The following is a 21,616-nucleotide window of genomic DNA, read 5'->3' as shown; positions in this document are numbered from 1 at the left end:
TTCTACACCTCGATTTTCAGATAGGACAGCGCCTTTTGAATGACACTTCGGTTGTTGTCGTAGCCTTTGGTAAGCTGGGCCTGCCAAGCCGCTTGGGCCGGCATCCACTCGACACCGTTGATCTCCTCTACCTGGGCAGTGAGTTCATCGGTGAGGGCTTCGACCAGATAATAGTGTACCTCTTTATCAATCATCTCGCCAGTACTTGCGTGTTGGTATTCGTAGTGAACCACTTCGAGCAGCTCGATAAGCTTGCCGCGTACAGCAGTCTCTTCAAGAATCTCGCGGAGAGCGCACTCTTCCAGTGTCTCCCCCGCTTCGATCTTGCCTTTTGCCAGAGTCACCTTGCCAAAACGGTCGTGGATCATCAGGAAGTGATAGGTGCCGTTCTCTACCTTGTAGACGACGCCGCCAGCGGAGAGTTCTTTTTTATTCATACGGCCTCGCTCCGGTTGAGGGTGAGATGCTCGGATTCCAAGACGCGGACAAGTGTCCCTTTGCAGTACTCGGAGCCTGCTTCGTCAAGCTTGACTTTGCAGATTTTGCCGATCATGTCTTCGGTTCCTTCAAACACGAGGTTGAGGTAGTTGTCGGAGTAACCCATCAACAGACCGCTCTCTGGATCTTCTTTGAACGGACGCTCTGGGATGACTTCGAGTACATCGCCGACGAATTGTTGAGCGTATTCGAGCGTAAGCTCTTGATTCAGCTCAATCAATTTGGCAACGCGGTCTTTTTTGATTTCTTCCGGTACTTGGTCTTCCATACGCGCTGCTGGTGTACCTGTACGCATGGAGTATGGGAAGACGTGCAGCTCGGCAAAGCCGATTTTTTTGATGAAGTCATAGCCGTCTTGGAATTGCTCTTCGGTCTCGCCTGGGAAACCGACGATGACGTCAGTGGTCAGAGCAACACCTGGGAGCGCTTCACGGACTTTCACCATGCGCTCATAGAATTCAGCGGTGGTGTATTTGCGGCGCATGCGCTTCAGAACCTCGTCATTACCTGCTTGAAGCGGTACGTGGAGGTGACGCACGACCAGATCAGAGTTGTTGATCACCTCAATGACTTCATCCGTGATCTGGCTGGCTTCGATGGAAGAGATGCGGATGCGCTTGAGACCTTCTACTTGGTGCAAGTCAACGAGCAGCTTCGCGAGGTTGTAGTTCTCCAGGTCTTCCCCGTAGCCACCTGTGTGGATACCGGTCAGGACGATCTCGAGATAGCCTGCCGCCACGAGGTTTTTCGCCTGCTCGACGACGCTCTCCGGCTTGCGAGAGCGCATCAGGCCACGTGCCCATGGGATGATGCAGAAGGTACAGAAGTTGTTGCAGCCTTCTTGGATTTTGAGGGAAGCACGGGTACGGTCGGTGAAGTTCGGCACGTCCAGCTCCTCGAATTCACGGGCTTTCATGATGTTGGTGACCGCATTGATCGGGGTGCGCTCTTGGCGGATTCGCTCGACGTACTCGATCAGGTTCTCGCGGCCTTGTGTACCTACGACAATATCAACGCCTGGGATATCGGCGATTTCTTTTGGTGAGGTTTGGGCATAGCATCCGGTAACAGCGACGATCGCGTCTGGATTCTGACGGATCGCACGGCGGATCACTTGGCGGCTTTTCTTATCGCCTGTGTTGGTCACGGTGCAGGTGTTGATGACGAAAACATCTGCTTCGCCAGTCTCAAACTCCACGCGCTCATAACCGTTCTGTTTGAACAGCTGCCAGATCGCTTCCGTCTCATAGCTGTTAACTTTGCAGCCCAGTGTGTGGAAAGCAACAGTACTCACTTTTGCTCTCCTCCCTTCTAGATTTATTCAAAATGATAGGATACAGCTGACAGCACATACTGGCTGGCTGTCTCCGTGCGCAGAATACGCGGTCCAAGTGATACGGACTTCGCACCTGCCTGTTCGGCGAGACGCACTTCTTCTTCGGAGAAGCCACCCTCAGGTCCGATCAAGACAAGCAGGGAGTCGCCTGCTGATAAGGTCGGAAGCACATCAGAGAGCTTGCCTCCGCCTTCTTTTTCATAGGCGATGGCGACTGCTGTGTACTTCTCGAATTCTTTGAGAAGCTGTTTATAAGAAACCGGGGACAACAGCTGTGGGACAATCGCGCGGTGGGCCTGTTCAGCCGCTTCCTTGGCGATCTTGCGCCAGCGCTCCAGCTTTTTCCCTTCTTTTTTCTCATCCAGCTTAACAATGGTACGCTCTGATGAAAAAGGAAAAAAGGCGTACGCCCCAAGCTCCGTACCCTTTTGCAGTATCCATTCCATTTTGTCGGCTTTCGGCAGACCTTGTCCAATCGTCACACGAATCGGCAATTCGCGCTGCTCATCCAACAGCTCCACGATCTCGCCGCGGACCAGCTCCTTGGACAACTCGCTCAGGCGGACCCGTGCGACCCGGCCTGTACCGTCGCAGACGATGATTTCCTCGCCTGTTTCACTGCGCATGACCTTGACGATGTGATGCACATCATCACCGGTAATCTCTACCTCACGCTCATGAAACTGCTCTGGATCGACAAAATATCGTTGCATAATGTAACCCCACTATTTTATCGTTTTTTTGCGATGATGGCTACCCAATCTTCCATGTGAAGTGTTTCCACGACTTCCAGATTGGACTTGGCGAGTGCGTTTTTCACGTCTTGCTCACGCGCACCGATGATACCGGATGCGATGAAGGTACCGTCTTGCTTGAGCAAGCGGTATACATCGTCAGTGAAGCGGACGATCACTTCTGCCAAAATGTTGGCGACGATCATCTCAACCGGCTCGTTGATATCGTCGAGCAGATTGTTTTGTCTGACGTGTATTTTATCGTGAACCTTGTTGATCTTGATATTGGATTGAGCCGAGCGGACAGCCACTTCGTCTAAGTCAAAGGCATCGATGTGAGAAGCGCCCAGCTTCGCTGCAGCGATACTCAGGATACCTGTACCGGTACCGACGTCATACGCGCGGTCTCCCTCGGTGATATATTTCTCGATCGCTTGAATACATAATACGGTGGTAGGGTGTGTCCCTGTACCGAACGCCATGCCTGGGTCCATCTCGATGATGAGCTCATCTGCATGTTTTGGCACATACTCTTCCCAGATCGGGGTGATCGTGATGCGCGCCGAGATGTTGACTGGCTTGTAGTACTTTTTCCAAGCGGTCGCCCAGTCATCTTCGTGGACTTCGGTGGTGGTGATTGTCGCTTTCCCGATATCGAGTCCATAGGTCAAAAGCGCATTGATCTGCGTCTTGATCCCATCAACTGCCTCACCGAGATAGCTGGTTACTGGCAAATAAGCTTTGACGATGACGCCTTCTGCCGGGAAATCATCAGGAGAGAGGTGGTAGATTTCACCGTAGGTCGTATCCCACTCACGGCCAAGCACCTCGGGGTCTTCGATTACCACCCCGTTGGCACCTGCTTCATATAAGATATTGGTTACTGCGTCCACTGCCTCTGCTGTTGTATGGATACTAATTTCTGACCAGTTCATTCTGTCTACCATCTCCCATCCTGAATGACAAAAAACAATTATTCACCGCGGAAAGCCCGCTTGATCTTATCAAGTAAGCCATCTTCGGAATGATTACTATCAGTTTGTGTGCTGTTGCCCTCCGTCATACCTCCGAATTCTCGGAGAATTTCCTTTTGACGGTCTGTCAGCTTGGTCGGAGTCACTACTTTGACGCGGACATACTGATCGCCACGGCTTGAGCCTCGCAGATGCGGTACCCCTTTGCCGCGCAGGCGGAATTCCGTGCTGGTCTGTGTACCTGCAGGAATTTTTAATTTCACATTCCCGTCAACGGTCGGCACTTCTACTTCATCGCCAAGAGCGGCTTGAGCAAAATTAATCGGATAATCGCAATAGATATCCGCGCCTTCGCGCTTGAAGAAGTCATGCTTGCGGATGCGGAAGTGGATGTATACGTCACCAGACGGTCCACCGTTGGCACCTGGTTCGCCTTCGCCGGAGATGCGCATTTGTTGGCCTTCATCAATACCTGCTGGAATGTTGATATTGATCTTGCGCTTCACCTTCACACGACCTGCACCACGGCAGGTTGGGCATTTTTCCTTGACGACTTTACCCTTCCCTTGACACTTGGAGCAGACACGGCGGTTGACGATACGACCAAATGGGGAGTTAACCACTTGTTCTTCCTGACCGCTGCCGTGACAACCATTACAGGTTTCGACACTGGAGCCTGCTTTCGCCCCGCTGCCAAGACAGGTGTCGCATTCTGCTTCACGCTGAATCTCGATCTCCTGCTCTTTGCCGAAGACTGCATCTTTAAAATCAATCGTCAATGCATATTCCAAATCGGCGCCTTTACGTGGTGCGTTCGGGTTGGAACGGCGTCCACCACCGCCGAAGAACATATCAAAAATATCGCCAAAGCCGCCGCCGTCAAATCCGGCACCGCCGCCGCCGAAACCGCCGAAGCCTTGGTTCGGGTCTTGGTGACCGAAACGGTCGTATTGGGCTTTTTTCTGAGTGTCAGAGAGAGTATCGTAGGCTTCTTTGACCTCTTTGAATTTTTCTTCTGCATTTGCTTCTTTATTGACGTCTGGGTGGTACTGACGGGCAAGTTTCCGATAGGCCTTCTTAATATCGTCTGTGGAGGCATCCTTGCTTAGTCCCAGCACTTCGTAGTAGTCCCGCTTCATGCTTCAATCCTCCCGTTTCCAAACAATCAGATGTTATCATATCATGTCTTCTATCAGAAAAAAAGTCAAAGCCATAAGAAACCTGACTTTGACTCTCTTTCTGCTATCCTACTATCTTATTTCTTGTCGTCTACCACTTCGTAGTCAGCATCTACTACGTTGTCTTTGTTGGCAGATGCGCCTTGATCTGCGTCAGCGCCGCCTTGTGCTGCTTGTTGTGCTTGAGCCGCTTGCTCGTAGAGTTTTACGGACAGCTGTTGCACGATTTCAGAGAGTTCATCTTTAGCGGATTTGATCTCGTCGATGTTGCCGCCTTCGAGAGCTTTCTTCAATTTATCTTTGGCTTCGTTGGCTTTGTCGATCTCAGCTTGATCTACTTTGCCTTCGAGGTCTTTCATGGTTTTCTCGGTTTGGAACACGAGTTGGTCTGCTTCGTTGCGGATTTCCACTTGTTCACGGCGTTGTTTGTCCGCTTCCGCATTCGCTTCCGCGTCTTTTACCATGCGTTCGATCTCGTCATCGGAGAGACCAGAGTTGGAAGTGATGGTGATGCGGTGCTCTTTGCCAGTGCCCAAGTCTTTCGCACGTACGTTAACAATACCGTTGGCGTCGATGTCGAAGGATACTTCGATTTGTGGTACGCCGCGTGGTGCTGGTGGGATGTCAGTCAATTGGAAACGGCCGAGGGTTTTGTTGTCGGACGCCATTTGACGCTCACCTTGGAGTACGTGGATATCTACTGCAGTCTGGCTGTCAGCTGCTGTAGAGAACACTTGGGATTTGCTTGTTGGGATTGTCGTGTTGCGGTCGATCAGCTTGGTGAATACGCCACCCAGTGTCTCGATCCCGAGGGAGAGTGGAGTTACGTCGAGGAGAACGACGTCGGTTACGTCACCAGTGAGTACGCCCGCTTGAACAGCAGCACCGAGGGCTACTACTTCGTCTGGGTTAACGCCTTTGTGTGGCTCTTGGCCGAGGAACTTCTTGATTGCTTCTTGTACCGCTGGGATACGGGAAGAACCACCAACGAGGATGACGCGGTTGATTTCGCCCGGTTGCAGACCAGCGTCTTTGAGTGCTTGACGGGTAGGACCCATGGTGCGCTCTACGAGGTTAGCAGAAAGCTCTTCGAATTTGGCACGGGTAAGGTTGAGCTCCAAGTGTTTTGGACCAGTCGCATCTGCTGTGATGAACGGCAGGGAGATGGTGGTGGTCAGAACGCCAGAGAGGTCTTTCTTCGCTTTTTCAGCCGCATCTTTGAGGCGTTGGAGCGCCATGCGGTCTTGGGAGAGGTCGATCCCGTTCTCTTTTTTGAACTCAGCTACGAGGTAGTCGATGATCACTTGGTCAAAGTCGTCGCCACCCAGCTTGTTGTCACCGGAGGTTGCTTTTACTTCGAAGAAGCCTTCGGAGAGTTCGAGGATGGATACGTCGAAGGTACCGCCGCCCAAGTCATATACGAGGATGGTTTGGTCTTCGTTTTTCTCAAGGCCGTATGCGAGTGCTGCTGCGGTCGGCTCGTTGACGATACGCAGAACTTCGAGGCCTGCGATTTTACCTGCGTCTTTGGTTGCTTGACGCTGGCTGTCGTTGAAGTAAGCAGGAACGGTGATAACCGCTTGGGTTACAGGTGCACCGAGGTATGCTTCTGCGTCTGCTTTGAGCTTTTGCAGGATCATTGCAGAGATTTCTTGTGGAGTATATTCTTTGCCTTCGAGCGTTGTTTTGTGGTTGGTACCCATGTAACGCTTGATGGAGATGACGGTGTTGTCTGGGTTGGTGATCGCTTGGCGTTTTGCTGCTTCACCGACGATGCGCTCACCGTTTTTGAATGCTACAACAGATGGCGTGGTACGGTTGCCTTCGATGTTGGCAATAACGACTGGCTCGCCGCCTTCCATGATAGCTACACAAGAGTTAGTTGTACCAAGGTCAATACCAATTACGCGACTCATAATTGAGGTTCCTCCTTAGATCATTGCATTCTGTGATTTTGATATATGAGTAATGGTTACTGATTTACTTTTACCATGGCAGGACGGATGGTTCTGTCCTTGAATTTGTAGCCTTTTTGCAGTTCTTCGACGACGACGCCGGACTCGAAGTTCGGGTCTTCTGCCTGCATCACCGCTTGATGCTGATGCGGATCGAACGGCTGGCCTTTGGCTTCAATCACAGCCAGACCTTCTTGCTCGAACACTTGCACCATCTGACGGTATACCATGTTGACACCAGTCAGGACAGCATCGACAGAAGCGGTTTCCTTGTCAACAGACAGGGCGCGCTCGAAGTTATCCAGTGCAGGAAGCAGTGCTTCTACCACTTTGAGCGAAGCGTACTTCGCTTGATCTTCCTGTTCCTTGCGTACACGGCGGCGCAGGTTATCCATGTCCGCGAGTGTGCGGAGCATGCGGCTGTTCGCGTCTTCGAGCTGGGCTTTGAGCTGATTTACTTCGGCTTGAAGCTCTTCTGCGCTCTTTTCCACCACTTCAAAAGTAGCTTCCCCCTGGGTGTCCGCAGCAGTTTCTTCTACTTGAGAGTCGTCCTGTGTCGGGTCGACTGTCGTTTTGTCTTCACTCAACGTATTTACCTCCTAATCACAGCACTGTCTATGTAAGGGGGCAGAGCGTGTCTGCCCACCGCTTACTCATGTTCAAGGGTGCTTTGCTTGGATTTACTTTTCGAATTCGTTTGTGAGGATCTTGGATAATCCTTGTGCCAGATAGTCGAGCAGGGAAATCACTTTGCCGTATTCCATGCGGGTTGGCCCCAGAATACCTATTGTTCCCACCGGCTTGCCATTATAGTAGTAAGATGTGGTGACAATACTGCAATTCTTTACGGCATCCACATCATTTTCCTGGCCAATCCGGATCTGCAGCCCGTGACTGTTGCCTGTGTGGAAGAGATTATGCACCTGTTGATTGCTCTCGAAGAGCTGGAGGATATCCTTGACCTTATCCACATCCTGAAACTCCGGCTGGTCGAGGATTTTGGTCGTACCGCGCAGGAACATCTTCTCGCTGGATTCTGCCGGCATCGTGCCTTCGATGGCTTGCAGCATGTTCTGATACTGTTCGACATGCTGTTTCATCTCGGCGGCTACCTCTTCATAGAGGCGGTGACGCAGTTGCGAGAGCGGGGTGTCCATCAGCTTGGTATTCAAAATGTTGGTCAGCTTCTCGATCTCCCCTGGGTGGATGCCCGGTGGAAGGTCAATCGGCTTGTTCTCGACCCGTCCGGTGTGGGTCACGATGATCGCAACCGCCTGACGTTCGTTGAGCGGGATGATCTGGATACTGCGCAAGCGATGCTCGAAAATCTCCGGCCCAAACGCAATGGCCGTATAGTTAGTCATCTGCGCAAGGATCGATGCGGTATGCTCGATCACCTGTTCAAAATGGATGATCCGGTCAGCAAAGACTTGCTTGAGATTGCCCACCTCGTCGGTATTAAGCGACATCGGGGTGATCAGGTTATCGACATAAAAGCGGTAGCCTTTTGTCGACGGCACCCGTCCTGCTGACGTGTGCGGCTGCTCCAGATAGCCCAGTTCCTCCAAATCCGACATTTCATTGCGGATGGTGGCTGAACTGAATCCGACATCTTCGCGTTTCGAGATCGTGCGGGAGCCAACGGGTTCAGCCGAACGAATGTAGTTGTCAATGATGGCGTTCAAAATTAAACGTTGTCGGTCAGAAAGCATTGGTCACAAGCCTCCCTACTATATACGTCTGATCCAAAACACGGTTTCGGATTTTGTTAGCACTCTTTTACGTAGAGTGCTAAATCCTATTATAAAATTATCAATAGATTGTGCGTTTGTCAATGTCTGTCGCACGCTTCTATTGATAATTTGGTAAAATTTATGGTTTTTTCTCTTATTCTCTTAAAAAACAAGCGAAAACTTCGTTGCCAAGCGGGATCGCCTGCTCGGTCAGACGCAGGTGTCCGTCCACTTCTTCGAGCATCCCTTTTGCCTTTTGTTCCGTGACGATGGCACCGAATTCATCCTCTACCGTTCTATGAAAACGGGCTTGGAAACGTGCAAGATCGACACCTTCGCGCAGACGCAAGCCAAGAATCATCTGATCTTCCATCTGTTCCTTGGTGCTGATCCTATATTCGTCCACACGCGGCAGACCTTCTTTGGCCTTTTGCAGGTAGATCGCAAGCGGCCCGGCATTGACATGGCGCTGTCCGCCGACATAGCCGTGGGCGCCTGCACCCAGACCATAGTAGTCGTTGTTGAGCCAGTAGGTCTTGTTGTGGCGGCTCTCACAGCCTGGTTTGGCGAAGTTGCTGATCTCATACATATGCAGACCGTGCTTTTCGAGTGTCTCGATCAGGTAGAGATACATCTCCAGTTCCTGTTCCTCGGTTGGGAGGGGGAGCTGGTCTTTTTGATAGAGGGTGTGGAAGAGCGTGTTCTCCTCTACCTTCAGCCCATAGGATGAGAGATGGGTCAGCGGGAGCTTTAGTGCTTTATTCAGAGATTCAGCAAAGGTCTCCATCGTCTGATCAGGCAGGCCGAACATCAGGTCGATCGACATGTTGCTAAATCCAGCGGCCACGGCATTGTCGATACTGCGATAGACTGCGTCCGTGTCGTGGATGCGGCCAATCCGCTCCAGCAAGGCATTGTCAAAAGACTGGACACCAAAGCTCAGACGGTTCACCCCGAAGCTTCGCATGATGGTAAGCTTCTCCACATCGGTCGTACCGGGATTGGCTTCCATCGTGAATTCGATATCGCTGGCAAAATAGCGGCCCAGATGCTCCTGCACGGCTTCAAGGAAGTACTTCATCTGGTCGTGCTCTAGATAGCTTGGTGTGCCGCCACCGACGAAGATGGTTTTGACCTCTTCGACCGGGGTCTGCTCAAAGGTAAGCTTCATCTCATTCTTCAGCGCATCGAGATAGTCCCAGACGAGCTGCGGGTTTTTGGTGACGAAGGAGTTGAAGTCACAGTAGTAGCATTTGTTGGTACAAAACGGGATATGCATATATACGGATGTTGGGGGCACGATCTCCCCTCCTGTCTGGTAAAAAGTAGGCGGAATGCCGCAAAAGACGGCTGTCGGCGGTACGCTATGGCCGAACCTCGGCGCAACCGCAACATAAGTGAAAGACCTGACAGGCAGGCGTAACATGCCTCGTCAGGTCGGTGAACGTACGGGTGGTTATTCCCGCACCATTTTTTATTTCTTGCCGTTGTTGTCGTCCATGCGCAGAACCGCCATGAATGCTTCTTGTGGAACCTCAACGGAACCAACCGCTTTCATACGCTTCTTACCCTCTTTTTGTTTTTCGAGGAGCTTACGTTTACGGGAGATGTCACCACCGTAACATTTTGCAAGAACGTTTTTACGCATAGCCGAGATGGTTTCACGCGCTACAACCTTTTGACCGATGGTAGCTTGGATTGGCACCTCGAACTGCTGGCGCGGGATGAGTTCTTTGAGCTTTTCGCAGATGACCTTACCGCGTGGATATGCCGTATCTTTGTGTACGATGAAGGACAGCGCGTCGACGGTCTCGCCGTTGAGCAGAATGTCCATCTTCACCAGCTTGGATTGCTTGTAGCCAGCCATCTCGTAGTCAAAGGAGGCATAGCCTTTGGTACCTGATTTGAGCAGGTCGAAGAAGTCGTAGACGATCTCGGAGAGCGGCATGTTGTACTTGAGCTGCACGCGGTTTTCGCCGAGGTATTGCATGTCGATGAACTCGCCGCGTTTGCCTTGGCACAGCTGCATAACGTCACCTACGTAATCTTTTGGTACCATGACGGTAGAGATTACATATGGCTCTTCGATGAAGTCGATTTTTTGGATTTCCGGCATTTTTGACGGGTTATCAATCTCATAGGTCTCGCCGTTGGTCTGGGTGATGCGGTAGATTACGCTTGGCGCGGTGGTGATGATGTCGATATTAAACTCACGCTCAATACGCTCTTGGATGATCTCCATGTGCAGAAGACCCAAGAAGCCGCAACGGAAACCAAAGCCGAGGGCCTGAGAGGTCTCTGGCTCGAATTGCAGGGATGCGTCGTTGAGCTGCAGTTTTTCGAGTGCTTCACGCAGGTCGTTGAACTGGTTGGTCTCAATCGGGTAGATCCCGCAGAATACCATTGGGTTGATTTTGCGGTAACCTGGCAGTGGTTCTACCGCAGGACGGGTCGCTTCGGTTACGGTATCACCGACACGGGTATCGCCTACGTTTTTGATAGACGCGGCGAGATAGCCTACGTCGCCTACGGTCAGTTCATTGACAGGGGTTTGGCGAGGTGTGGACGTACCTACCTCGGTTACTTCGAAGACGGCATTGGTAGCCATCATCTTGATTTTCATGCCTTTGCGAAGCGTACCGTTCATCACGCGGACAGATACGATAACACCGCGGTACTGGTCGAAATACGAGTCAAAAATCAAAGCTTGCAGCGGAGCTTCCGGGTCGCCTGTTGGCGCCGGTACGTTTTTGACGACTGCTTCCAATACGTCTTTGATCCCGATGCCTGCTTTGGCAGAGGTGAGACAAGCGTCAGAGCAGTCAAGACCGATGACGTCTTCTACCTCGCCTTTGACGCGCTCAGGCTCTGCGCTTGGCAGGTCGATCTTGTTGATCACCGGGATGATCTCCAGATTGTTGTCGAGTGCCAGGTATACGTTGGCCAGTGTCTGTGCCTCAATCCCCTGTGCAGCGTCGACTACCAGGAGCGCGCCCTCACAAGCGGCAAGGCTTCGGGATACTTCGTACGTGAAGTCGACGTGACCCGGAGTGTCGATGAGGTGCAGGATATACTCGTCACCATCATCCGCTTTATAGTTCAAGCGCACAGCGTTCAATTTAATCGTAATCCCGCGTTCTCTTTCCAATTCCATCGTATCAAGGAACTGGTCTTCCATCTCACGGGCGGTCAACGCACCAGTGAGTTCGAGGATGCGGTCTGCGAGCGTGGATTTCCCGTGGTCAATATGAGCGATAATAGAGAAATTGCGGATTTTTTTCTGTCTTTCAAGGCGATCCATTCGTCGTTCCCTCCCACGCGATGGAGGCAAGTCCACCACGTACTATGAAGTCGTTCAGTAAAAAAATGCACTAAGAATCATTATATCAAAGCCCTCTCCACTCGGCAACAAATGATGCATCAGACAAGGATAAACCTTCCATGAAAGCGCATAACTTCTCGCACTCATCCGGCGATTATGGTACATTGGATGATACAAGCGACGTTGAAGGAGAGATAGCATGTTTCAATTAGATCGTCTCGTCTATGCGACCAAGACCCCTGAGGAAGTAGATCGTCACCTGCAGGAAGAACGCAAAATGGTAAAGGTGGCTTCCGGTAAATCGTTTCCGGGTGTAGCTACCAACGTATATCCGTTTCCCGGCGGCGGTTTCTTAGAAGTAGCATACATAGAAGATGAAAGCAAGCTGACCCAAAATGAAGGCGGCCTCGCACTCAAACAGTTCCTCGATGAAAAAGAAGAGGGCTACTACGCGATGATCCTCGAAACGGACAACATCAACCATGTCAAAAACGCGCTGACCGAAGAGGAGTATCCGGTACAACTGACAGGCGTACAGGAGATGACCGACCTCGCATCCGGTGAACAGGTACAATTCCAGATGCTCGGCACATACCCACACTTGCCATGGTTCGTACAATACAGCAAAAAACGCACAACTCCTGCCGGCTTCCCACAAGCAGCCATCCTGCGTACCACCACATTTACCGCTGACATGCAGCTGCTCGAAAAACTGCTTGGCACCCCTGCCACCACGGTCAACTATCCCAATATGATCTGCGCGATCCTGCCTCTGCGTAATGCATCCTTCCGCATTGAATCAAGCGAGGAGTACGGCTTCGGGTATTTCGAGCCGCGCGGTGTGCTGATGGATAAGACCGATTACAGCAAGATCTATGCACAAAGCGACAGCGAAGAGAAATAAGTGAATACTTCTATCATAGTAAAAAAGTAGTGTCAATGTCAGGTGGAAATGCCTGGTTGACACTACTTTTTTTGATTAATGCAGAGCCTGATCACGTGCTGCCTGCATGACATCCTGCTCAACACGGCGGATCATCTGTTCCAGCTCAGCCGGATTTTTCAAGTAGGAATGTGCGGTCATGTAGGCATCGGCCGAGAAGAGTTTCTGCATATCGGCGAAGTACAGATTTTTGTCCTCCATGATGGTCATGTGCTGGACTTCATAACGGTAGTTCTTCTTGTTGTAGGCGACATCTAGGACGACTGGAGCGTCCAGTGCCTGATTGATGGTTACTTCTCCGTTCTTCTTATCATGGAAGGAGCGGATGACGGCCCAGCCGTAGATTTTTTTCTGCTCAGTGGTTCCGTCTATGCCAAAAATCTCGATGCTGCCATAGCGAGGCTGCCCCATCTTGGTGAAGGACGCGTCGCTCGCGAAGTATTGCCGAGCCAGCACGGTAGCCTCTTTGATGTCGAAGGATTTTTCGCTTTTCTCTTTGACGTCGACGACAATGAAGCTGTAGAGTTTATTTTCTTTGTAGACTTCCATGCGCCATTTGCCTGGTTGGCTGAAATACGTGTTTCGGTTAAACTCAGCCTGCGTCTGGTTCTGCTTCACCCCGACATCATCGATTGCCCATCGTTCCCCTTTTTCTTGAACCCAGCGATATTGCAGCGTCTCTGGAAAAAATCCGCGCAGGACGACACGGGTCTTGTAATCATTCCCCGCATAGAGGTTGACACTGTCCGTGAGAAAATGAACCTCCATCAGATCGGAGCCGTAGAACGTCATCACATTCCCACTCGGCAAGGTAGTCGCTGGCGACAGTTCCCACGCATGGCGTTCGGTTGGGACAGGCGGGTCAAAGCTTAATGGGGGTTCGTCACCACCAGATGCTCCAGTATGGTCTGCATCTGTTCCCACGCCTGATGCATGGTTGCCAGAGTCTATGCCCGTCAGTGTCCACCAGCCGGAATTGCTTCCGAGCACCAGCAGCAGGCAGAGACACGCCACTAAGCCGGAGCCTTTGAGCCAGTAGGAGCGCTGTCGCTTGCTTTTGGCGATTTTGTTCTTAATCTTCTGCTCCATCTCCTCTGTGAAAAACACTTGCTTGAGTACGGAATTGTCGGCTTCGTCCTTGAGACGTTGCAGGGATTGCTCGAACCTTTGGTCGCTGTCCATCTATAGTCCCTCCTTTTCCACTAATTTTTTCAGTTGGGCGCGAGCGCGGTGAAGCCTCGTACGTACCGATCCCTCCGATTCCCCAAGCGCAACAGCCACCTCCTTGATGCTCAGATCTGCGTAGTACCGAAGCGCGATGACTTGCCGATACTTCGGTGTCATCTTCAGCACCAGCTCTGCCACCGTCTCCCGGTTGGCTTTGCCGATCACTTCATCCTCCACGTTCTGTCCGCTCTCCTGCTCGATCTCGTCTTTGGCAAAGATATTGCGGAAGGACCACGAGCGCAGGTAGCTTTTGCTCTCATTCACCGCGATCTTGTACACCCATGTCTGAATCGAGGATTCCCCCCGAAAATAGGGCAGATTTTTATATACCTTGAGAAACACCTCTTGGGTGATGTCTTCGGCCACTGCCTGATTTTTTACAAATAACGTTACCAAGCGCAGCACCTTCGTCCCATTTTCCCGCATGACCTGATCAAAATCAGCGGTCTCGGTGCGTTGCAAACGATGAACATTCTCCACGTGGGTACGTCCACCCCTTTCTTGTGACTTTACCATGCATGGCGCTGATCTGTGGGCACTCTAGACGGTCATGGTGCCGTGTTGCCTGTCAGATCAACGGTCTCGTATGTATAGATGCGGCCGGGCGTATTTTGTTACACCAGAAATATCTGAAATAAATAAAAAACACGCTACCCATAGCAGCGTGCGTGAAGCAAATCTCGATGTTGTTTGTGAAATCGGTACGTTTGGTGAAGTCGGTAAAATAGCCTAAGGCCGCCATGAACCCTAGGCCATTTTGCAATGCAGAAGCTAGATGAACTCTGTCTTACCCGATCACAGTCAATTCTTTCGGGAACGTAGTCAGCACCTCTACCCCGTTCTCCGTCACCAGCACGTCGTCCTCGATGCGGACACCGCCGACACCTGGGAGATAAATCCCCGGCTCGATGGTAAAGACCATGCCTGCACGCAGGGTTTCTTGGTTTTGCCCATGTACGGACGGGTACTCGTGGACATCCAGCCCCATGCCGTGACCTAAGCGGTGCATGAAGTATTCGCCATAGCCTTTTGCTGTGATATGCTCGCGTGCGGCCTGGTCGAGGCTGGCAAGAGTTGCTCCCGGTTGGACGCGCTCGATCGCTTTGAGGTTGGCATCCAGTACGGCTTGGTAGATTTCTTTTTGCTTGTCACTGAGTTCACCTACCGCAAACGTACGGGTGATGTCGGACGCATAGCCGTCGACGTAGACACCAAGGTCAAAGAGCAATAGCTCTCCTGCCTGAATCTTGCGCTCGCCCGGATTGCCATGCGGGAGTGCGGAGTTTTCACCAGCCAGCACCATGGTGGAGAAGGACGGGCCTTCTGCGCCCAGCTTTTTCATCTGGTACTCCAGCTCTGCGACGATCTCGATCTCGCTTACACCGACCGCTACTTTTTTCAGCCCGGCACGCAGCACATCCTCGACAATCGCCACGGCACGCTTGATCACTGCTACTTCCTCCGGAGTCTTGAGCAGACGCATGTCGCGCAGCACTGCGTCGATATCGACATAGCGGTCTGCCCCGATGCTCTCCAAGATCGCTTCATAGCGGTTGACAGTCAGGTGGCCTTTTTCCAGACCAAGCACCTTGGTTCCGGCTGGCAGGGTGCGGCGCAGTACATCGTACGGATTTTCCGTATCGGTATGGGTGGCGATCTGCTTCACAGAAGACGCCGCTTCTGCCGCTTCACGGTCAAGTGCAGGCACGATCAGGGTCGGCTCACCTTCACGCGGCACAACCAGTCCCAGAAAACGCTCATGTGGGTCGCTCAAAAAACCAGTCAGGTAATACACATGCTTCGGCAATGTGATCAACATCGCGTCCACTTGCTGTTCATTCAAATACGTATATAAACGGTCAAAACGGGATGAGGTCATCACTTACACCCTACTTTCCTTTGGTTGATAGAATCTTTTTTATTTACTGTGAGGATACCACTTCTTCGTGGAAAAAAGAAGGAGAAAAAGCAAGCGATTTCGGACAAAAAGCGTTGTGCTCCTATCGCTTCCATGCAAGTTTTTGCCTCTGGTCGCAAAAACTACAGCCATGGAGGTGTCTCATCATGACCGCACCAGCTGTCACGCTGCGCGACGGCGCGAAGCTTTCTTATATCGACAAAGGCCGTGGACAGCCCATCCTGTTTATCCACGCACCGGGGATTGGCTCGATCAACTTTTCCCGCCAAGAACCACTGGCCCACAAATATCGCCTGCTGATCCCTGATCTGCGCGGACATGGGGACAGCACCCCGGCGAGAGAGGTGTTCACGATCCGCGATGTGGCAGATGATCTGCACGACCTGATCGAAGCGCTACAGCTTCAGGATGTCGTGCTCTGCGGCTATTCCCAAGGGGCCTGTATCGCTTTGGAATGCCTGCTGTCCTATCCGGAGTGCTTTTCTGGGGCGATCCTGGTCGGAGGGTATTCGGAGGTGAATAATCTCACCTTGGAGAGCGAGTACTGGCTGGCTGAGCTGTTGAGCAATGCTGATACCGTTCCCCTGTTTGCCCGCGGAATCACCGGGACTCACATCGCCGATCATGAAGAGCGGAAGATTTGGATGGAGCATTTTAATAAAACCGATTCACAGTCGCTTCATCGGCTTTATCAGGCGGGGCATGTGTTTAATTGTACCGAACGGCTTCGGGAGATCCAAACGCCGGTGCTTCTGCTGTATGGGGCGAGGGATTATTCGATGCATCATTATGGGGAGATTCTTCGTGATCATCTGCCGAATTCAGAGCTGAGATTTGTGGCGGGAGCGAAGCATCAGTTGGTGACACATGAGTCAGAGGAGTTTAATCGGTTGATTGGGGAGTTTGTAGAGGAGCGAGTGCTTGGCAGACAGTCCGTTGAGCTGATCTAAGCTTGGATGATACGAAACTGAATCGGACATGTAAAAAAGAACCGGCTATAGAGAATCATTTCTCTGCAGTCGGTTCTTTGTGTTGGGATCAGCAAGAAAAGTGCTTCATGCTAATCGTTACTTTAGTTCTTCATCCGCGGGTCAAGCGCATCGCGCAAGCCATCCCCTACGAGGTTAAACCCAAGCACGGTCAGCATGATCGACAGACCTGGGAAAATAACCGTCCATGGAGCTTTTTGAATGTACTGACGGGAGTCCGCCAGCATCTTGCCCCACTCTGGCTCTGGCGGTTGGGCACCGAGACCAAGGAAGCCGAGTGCAGCCGCTTCGATGATCGCAGAAGCGATACCGAGTGTACCCGTGACGATGATCGGAGCCAAGCTGTTCGGCAGGATGTGGTGCAAAAGGATACGGGAGTCCTTCATCCCGATCGCACGGGCTGCCATGATGAATTCCTCTTCTTTGAGGCTCAATACCTTAGCGCGTACGAGACGGCCATAGGTTGGGATGTTGATGATCGCAATCGCCATCAGCGCGTTTTGCAGAGATGGCCCCAAGATCGCCACGATCGCAATCGCGAGAAGGATGCTTGGGAATGCCAGCATAATGTCAAACACACGGGAGATCAGAGTGTCGGTCCAGCGGCCATAGTAACCGGCGATCAGACCAAGGAACGTCCCGGCGATGATGGAACCGACAACTGAGAAGAAGCCGACCCACAGGGAGATCTGTGCCCCGTAGACGATACGGGAGAACACATCACGTCCATTGTAATCGGTACCGAACCAGTGCTCAGCAGATGGAGCCAGGTTACGGTCAGTAAGTGAACCCTCGTCATACGCGTAAGGAGCGATCCATGGTGCAAGAACCGCGACGAGGATAAAGAACAAGATGATGGCAAACCCCACGAGGGCCATTTTGTTCCTGCGAAGCGTTTTCCAAGCATCACGCCAAGGAGAGGAGGCAGTTTCCTGCGTCGGCTTGACTGGGACATTGTTGGTTTGGGTAACGGTTTGAGCCATAGGTTTTCCTCCTCCTTAGCGGTATTTGATACGTGGATCGACATAGGCGTACAGCAGGTCGACCACCAGGTTAATCATGACGAAAATCGAAGCGACTACGAGGATACCAGACTGGATGACCGGATAGTCACGGTTCCCAATCGCTGTATAGATGTAACGCCCTACGCCCGGCCATCCGAAGATGGTTTCGGTCAGGATCGCACCACCCAGGAGTGCCCCTGTCTGCAGACCGACGATGGTCAGTACCGGGATCAGGGAGTTTTTCAGCGCGTGCTTGTACACGACGATGAATTGACCAAGCCCCTTCGCACGTGCGGTACGGATATAGTCAGAACGCATGACTTCGAGCATGCTGGAGCGGGTGATCCGGGCGATGATTGCCATCGGAATCGTGCCAAGTGCGATACTTGGAAGCACCAGGTGTTGCAGGACATCTTTTAATTGATCCCATCTGCCTTGCAGGATCGTATCAACAATATACAAGTGCGTGATTGCTTCGACGGCATCGCGCGGATTATCGCGGCCTACCGAAGGCAACAATTTTAACTCTTGGGCAAAATACCATTGCTCCATCAGACCGAGCCAGAAGATTGGCATAGATACGCCGATTAGGGCCATAAGCATACAGATGTAGTCAAACCAAGAATTTTGTTTCCAGGCAGAGATAATCCCTGCGTTGACGCCGACAAATACGGCAAAGATCATACTAAAAATCGTTAATTCAACGGTTGCTGCCAGATAAGGGACGATCTCGGTCGAAATCTCTGATTTACTATGCAGAGATACGCCCAAGTCCCCGGTAACAACCTGACCTAAGTAGCTGAAATATTGCACATACCATGGATTGTTCAAACCAAGCTGTTCGCGTAAATCTTCAATCGCTTCCGGTGTAGCTCTTTCACCTAAAATGGTTTGCGCCGGATCGCCCGGGATGGCGTGGATGATCGAGAATACGACGATAGACATTCCCAACAAAACGGGGATGAGCATTAGCATGCGGCGTACGGTATAGGCTAGCATAGCCATCGCCTCGCTTTCCTTTGCGTAATAAAAAGGGTAAGAAGAGGGTCGCTCCTCTTACCCCTTGTGTCTGTTGTAGCGAATTATTGGATATCTACTTTCTCCAGGCTCTCAGAACCTTTTGGATGTGGTACATAGCCAGTGATGCCTTTTTTACCAGCAAGTGGAGGTGTGGAGTGTACAAGCGGGATCAGAGGAACTTCGTTGAATACGATCTCTTGAGCTTTTTTGTACATTTCTTCACGTTTCGCTTGGTCTGGTTCTGCTTGAGCTTTCATGAGGATACCTTGGAGCTCGTCGTTTGCGTAGCGGGAACGGTTGTTACCACCGATGTTGTTTTTGTTGAAGAAGACGGAGAGGAAGTTGTCAGGGTCACCATTGTCGCCAGTCCAACCGAGCATGAACATGTCTTGTTCGCCCACTTTGGTCTTGTCGAGGTAAGTAGCCCACTCCATGGTTACGATTTTAGCGTCGATACCGATTTTCTTGAAGTCTTGTTGCATAGCTTCTGCCATTTTAGGACCGTCTGGGATGTACGGACGTGGTACTGGCATTGCCCAGAAAGTGGTTTGGAAGCCGTTAGGGAAGCCTGCTTCAGCAAGGAGTTGCTTCGCTTTGTCGAGGTTGTACTCGCGGTCTTTGATTTGATCGTTGAAGCCCCACAGGGATGGTGGCATTGGGTTGGTAGCCGGCTCACCCAGACCTGCGTAGAATGCATCTACCAGACCTTGTTTGTTGATCGCATGACCGATCGCTTGACGCACTTTTGGATTGTCAAATGGTTTCTTCTCAACGTTGAAGCCGAGGTAGCCAACGTTCATAGAAGGACGTTTGAAGAGTTGCAGATCTGCATTTTCTTCTACGGTTTTCACGTCTTCAGGGTTGAGGCCGTCCATCAGGTCGATCTCGCCTGCTTGCAGCGCAGTCAGACGTGCGGAGTTCTCAGGAATGGTTTTGAAGATAACTTTGTCGAGTTTCGGGAAGCCTTGGTTCCAGTAGTTCGGGTTTTTCTCCAGAGTGATGGAGTCATTGCGCTTCCACTCAACGAATTTGAATGGACCGGTACCCACTGGGTTTTCAGTGAATTTCTCACCGTATTTTTTGAGCGCGTCAGGTGACGCGATCGCGAAGCACCACATTGCAAGGTTTTGCAGGAATGGAGCTTGTGGACGGCTCAGCTTGATTTCTACCGTGTTGGCGTCTTTTGCAGTGACGGAAGCGATCACGTGGTCTTTGTCGCCTTTGTAGCCGCCGAACATGTCGTTGTAGTATTCGAACCCTTCTTTGTCATAAAGCGGGTTGGATTTATCCATCCAGCGGTTGAAGTTGAATACAACTGCTTCCGCGTTGAAGTCAGTGCCATCGTGGAATTTAACACCTTGGCGGAGCTTGAAGGTGTAAGTCAGGCCGTCTGGGGATACTTCCCAGCTCTCAGCCAGTCCCGGTATAACCTTGGTGCTGGTCTCTTCGTAGCTAACCAAGGTATCGAAGATGTTTTCCGTTACTTTTGCAGACTCACCGTCTGTTTCACGGATTGGGTCAAGACCTACGGAGTCGCCGCCGCGGCCTACGATGATCGTTTTGTCACCGGATTTGGTTTCTTGAGCAGGTTGCTCCTTGGTGCTGTTAGCCGGTTCAGCGCTGTTGCCGCCGCAGCCGGTCAGAACCATTGAAAGTGCGAGTACGCTTGTGAGAGCGGTACCCAACGTACGCTTTTTCATGAAGGTTCCCCCTTGTTCTACTTTTTTTGTATTTTCATGAAGAACGACTCTTACCGAAGTAAGCTCCGCCCTTAACATGCTGTTTTTGGAAAACATGAGCTATTACTCATTGTATAAGTGACAAGCGACAAAATGCCCATTGCCTGCATCCTTAAATTCAGGACGTGCTGACATACAGATATCTTTGACCAGTGGGCAGCGGGTGCGGAAGGTACAGCCAGACGGCGGATTAGCCGGGCTTGGCAGATCTCCTTGCAAAATGATGCGGTCACGCTTGGCATCCGGGTCAGGATTCGGTGCAGCAGACAGGAGTGCCTGTGTGTACGGGTGAAGCGGCTTTTCATAGAGGGCATCCTTGGAAGCCATCTCCACGATCCGGCCTAAGTACATCACGCCGACACGGTCGCTGATGTGACGCACAACGCTCAGGTCATGCGCGATGAAGACATAGGTCAGTCCAAAATCGCGCTGCAGGTCTTGCAGCAGGTTCAAAATCTGCGATTGGACAGATACGTCGAGTGCGGACACCGGCTCGTCACAGATGATCAGCTTCGGGTTGAGCGTCAGGGCACGGGCGATCCCGATCCGTTGACGCTGACCGCCGGAAAACTGGTGCGGGAAGCGGCTGGCGTGGTAGCTGGAGAGACCGACGACCTCCAAGAGTTCATCGACGCGCTTCTCACGCTCTTTTTTGTCGCCGATTCCGTGAACCAAGAGCGGTTCTTCCAGAATCTTGCGGACGGTGTGACGCGGGTTGAGCGAGGCGAATGGGTCCTGGAAAATGATCTGCATATCGCGGCGCATCAGGCGCATCTCTTCTTTGCTGAGCTTGGTGACATCTTTGCCCTCGAAGAGCACTTGCCCTTCTGTCGGTTCAATCAGGCGCAGGATCGATCGTCCGGTGGTAGATTTACCACAGCCGCTCTCTCCTACGAGACCGAGCGTTTCTCCTTTTTTGACGCTGAAGGATACGTCATCGACGGCTTTGACCTGACCGACGACTTTCCCGAGGACGCCGCCTGTGATTGGGTAGTATTTTTTTAGATGGGTGACGGTGAGTAGATCTTCAACCACTTGCATGCTCC

At 51.7% G+C, this 21,616-nt stretch carries 19 protein-coding genes; 2 read left to right on the top strand and 17 right to left on the bottom strand.

All coding sequences use genetic code 11. From position 1 onward, the window contains the following. Nucleotides 1-2: 2 nt before the first annotated feature. The 10 genes from FGI41_RS12350 to lepA form a co-directional block, all read right to left on the bottom strand. Nucleotides 3-437, bottom strand: a complete 435-nt coding sequence (locus FGI41_RS12350) for an NUDIX hydrolase (protein ID WP_139490449.1) — start codon at nt 435-437, stop codon at nt 3-5. Further along, the gene (gene mtaB / locus FGI41_RS12345; RefSeq protein ID WP_139490448.1) at nt 434-1,792 is read right to left on the bottom strand and encodes a tRNA (N(6)-L-threonylcarbamoyladenosine(37)-C(2))-methylthiotransferase MtaB; all 1,359 of its coding nucleotides are present in this window, start codon (nt 1,790-1,792) and stop codon (nt 434-436) included. The genes FGI41_RS12350 and mtaB overlap by 4 nt, the downstream gene beginning before the upstream one ends. 23 nt (nt 1,793-1,815) lie before the next feature. Then, nucleotides 1,816-2,547, bottom strand: coding sequence for a 16S rRNA (uracil(1498)-N(3))-methyltransferase (locus FGI41_RS12340; RefSeq protein ID WP_139490447.1), 732 nt, complete (start codon nt 2,545-2,547; stop codon nt 1,816-1,818). Nucleotides 2,548-2,564: 17 nt separating this feature from the next. Beyond that, nucleotides 2,565-3,503, bottom strand: coding sequence for a 50S ribosomal protein L11 methyltransferase (gene prmA, locus FGI41_RS12335; protein ID WP_139490446.1), 939 nt, complete (start codon nt 3,501-3,503; stop codon nt 2,565-2,567). 38 nt (nt 3,504-3,541) lie between these two features. Continuing rightward, nucleotides 3,542-4,681, bottom strand: a complete 1,140-nt coding sequence (gene dnaJ / locus FGI41_RS12330) for a molecular chaperone DnaJ (RefSeq protein ID WP_139490445.1) — start codon at nt 4,679-4,681, stop codon at nt 3,542-3,544. A gap of 116 nt (nt 4,682-4,797) precedes the next feature. Continuing rightward, nucleotides 4,798-6,636, bottom strand: a complete 1,839-nt coding sequence (dnaK, locus tag FGI41_RS12325; RefSeq protein ID WP_139490444.1) for a molecular chaperone DnaK — start codon at nt 6,634-6,636, stop codon at nt 4,798-4,800. Nucleotides 6,637-6,692: 56 nt separating this feature from the next. Then, on the bottom strand, nt 6,693-7,262 hold the full coding sequence (gene grpE, locus FGI41_RS12320) for a nucleotide exchange factor GrpE (RefSeq protein WP_139490443.1): 570 nt from the start codon (nt 7,260-7,262) through the stop codon (nt 6,693-6,695). A gap of 93 nt (nt 7,263-7,355) precedes the next feature. Beyond that, the gene (hrcA, locus tag FGI41_RS12315) at nt 7,356-8,387 is read right to left on the bottom strand and encodes a heat-inducible transcriptional repressor HrcA (RefSeq protein ID WP_139490442.1); all 1,032 of its coding nucleotides are present in this window, start codon (nt 8,385-8,387) and stop codon (nt 7,356-7,358) included. Between the two features lie 175 nt (nt 8,388-8,562). After that, the gene (hemW, locus tag FGI41_RS12310) at nt 8,563-9,708 is read right to left on the bottom strand and encodes a radical SAM family heme chaperone HemW (protein ID WP_139490441.1); all 1,146 of its coding nucleotides are present in this window, start codon (nt 9,706-9,708) and stop codon (nt 8,563-8,565) included. A gap of 174 nt (nt 9,709-9,882) precedes the next feature. Beyond that, entirely contained in the window at nt 9,883-11,709 is a 1,827-nt protein-coding gene (lepA, locus tag FGI41_RS12305) for a translation elongation factor 4 (RefSeq protein WP_139490440.1), read from the bottom strand. Nucleotides 11,710-11,929: 220 nt separating this feature from the next. Between lepA and FGI41_RS12300 the strand changes: the two genes are divergently transcribed. Next, the gene (locus FGI41_RS12300; RefSeq protein WP_139490439.1) at nt 11,930-12,634 is read left to right on the top strand and encodes a VOC family protein; all 705 of its coding nucleotides are present in this window, start codon (nt 11,930-11,932) and stop codon (nt 12,632-12,634) included. A gap of 75 nt (nt 12,635-12,709) precedes the next feature. On the opposite strand, the gene FGI41_RS12295 is transcribed toward FGI41_RS12300, so the two are convergent. From FGI41_RS12295 to FGI41_RS12285, 3 genes are all read right to left on the bottom strand, one after another. Then, nucleotides 12,710-13,855: a hypothetical protein gene (locus tag FGI41_RS12295; protein WP_139490438.1), complete on the bottom strand. Its 1,146-nt coding sequence runs from the start codon at nt 13,853-13,855 to the stop codon at nt 12,710-12,712. Then, a complete protein-coding gene (locus FGI41_RS12290; RefSeq protein ID WP_255298443.1) occupies nt 13,856-14,380 on the bottom strand; it encodes a sigma-70 family RNA polymerase sigma factor in 525 nt (174 codons plus the stop codon). Nucleotides 14,381-14,687: 307 nt separating this feature from the next. Further along, the gene (locus FGI41_RS12285) at nt 14,688-15,779 is read right to left on the bottom strand and encodes a M24 family metallopeptidase (protein ID WP_139490436.1); all 1,092 of its coding nucleotides are present in this window, start codon (nt 15,777-15,779) and stop codon (nt 14,688-14,690) included. Between the two features lie 185 nt (nt 15,780-15,964). On the opposite strand from FGI41_RS12285, the gene FGI41_RS12280 reads away from it, so the two are divergent. Then, the gene (locus FGI41_RS12280; RefSeq protein ID WP_176560252.1) at nt 15,965-16,768 is read left to right on the top strand and encodes an alpha/beta fold hydrolase; all 804 of its coding nucleotides are present in this window, start codon (nt 15,965-15,967) and stop codon (nt 16,766-16,768) included. Nucleotides 16,769-16,890: 122 nt separating this feature from the next. On the opposite strand, the gene FGI41_RS12275 is transcribed toward FGI41_RS12280, so the two are convergent. The 4 genes from FGI41_RS12275 to FGI41_RS12260 all read right to left on the bottom strand — a co-directional run bounded on the left by FGI41_RS12275 (nt 16,891) and on the right by FGI41_RS12260 (nt 21,611). Beyond that, nucleotides 16,891-17,790, bottom strand: coding sequence for an ABC transporter permease (locus tag FGI41_RS12275; protein ID WP_139490434.1), 900 nt, complete (start codon nt 17,788-17,790; stop codon nt 16,891-16,893). A gap of 15 nt (nt 17,791-17,805) precedes the next feature. Next, entirely contained in the window at nt 17,806-18,810 is a 1,005-nt protein-coding gene (locus tag FGI41_RS12270; RefSeq protein ID WP_139490513.1) for an ABC transporter permease, read from the bottom strand. Nucleotides 18,811-18,893: 83 nt separating this feature from the next. After that, nucleotides 18,894-20,531, bottom strand: coding sequence for an ABC transporter substrate-binding protein (locus tag FGI41_RS12265; protein ID WP_139490433.1), 1,638 nt, complete (start codon nt 20,529-20,531; stop codon nt 18,894-18,896). A 102-nt stretch (nt 20,532-20,633) separates the two neighbouring features. Beyond that, nucleotides 20,634-21,611, bottom strand: a complete 978-nt coding sequence (locus FGI41_RS12260; protein WP_176560251.1) for an ABC transporter ATP-binding protein — start codon at nt 21,609-21,611, stop codon at nt 20,634-20,636. Between the last annotated feature and the right edge of the window lie 5 nt (nt 21,612-21,616).

The sequence above is a fragment of the Brevibacillus dissolubilis genome (genome assembly GCF_006170445.1).
Classification (GTDB): Bacteria; Bacillota; Bacilli; order Brevibacillales; family Brevibacillaceae; genus Brevibacillus_B; species Brevibacillus_B dissolubilis.
This window is presented reverse-complemented; position numbering and strand designations above follow the sequence as displayed.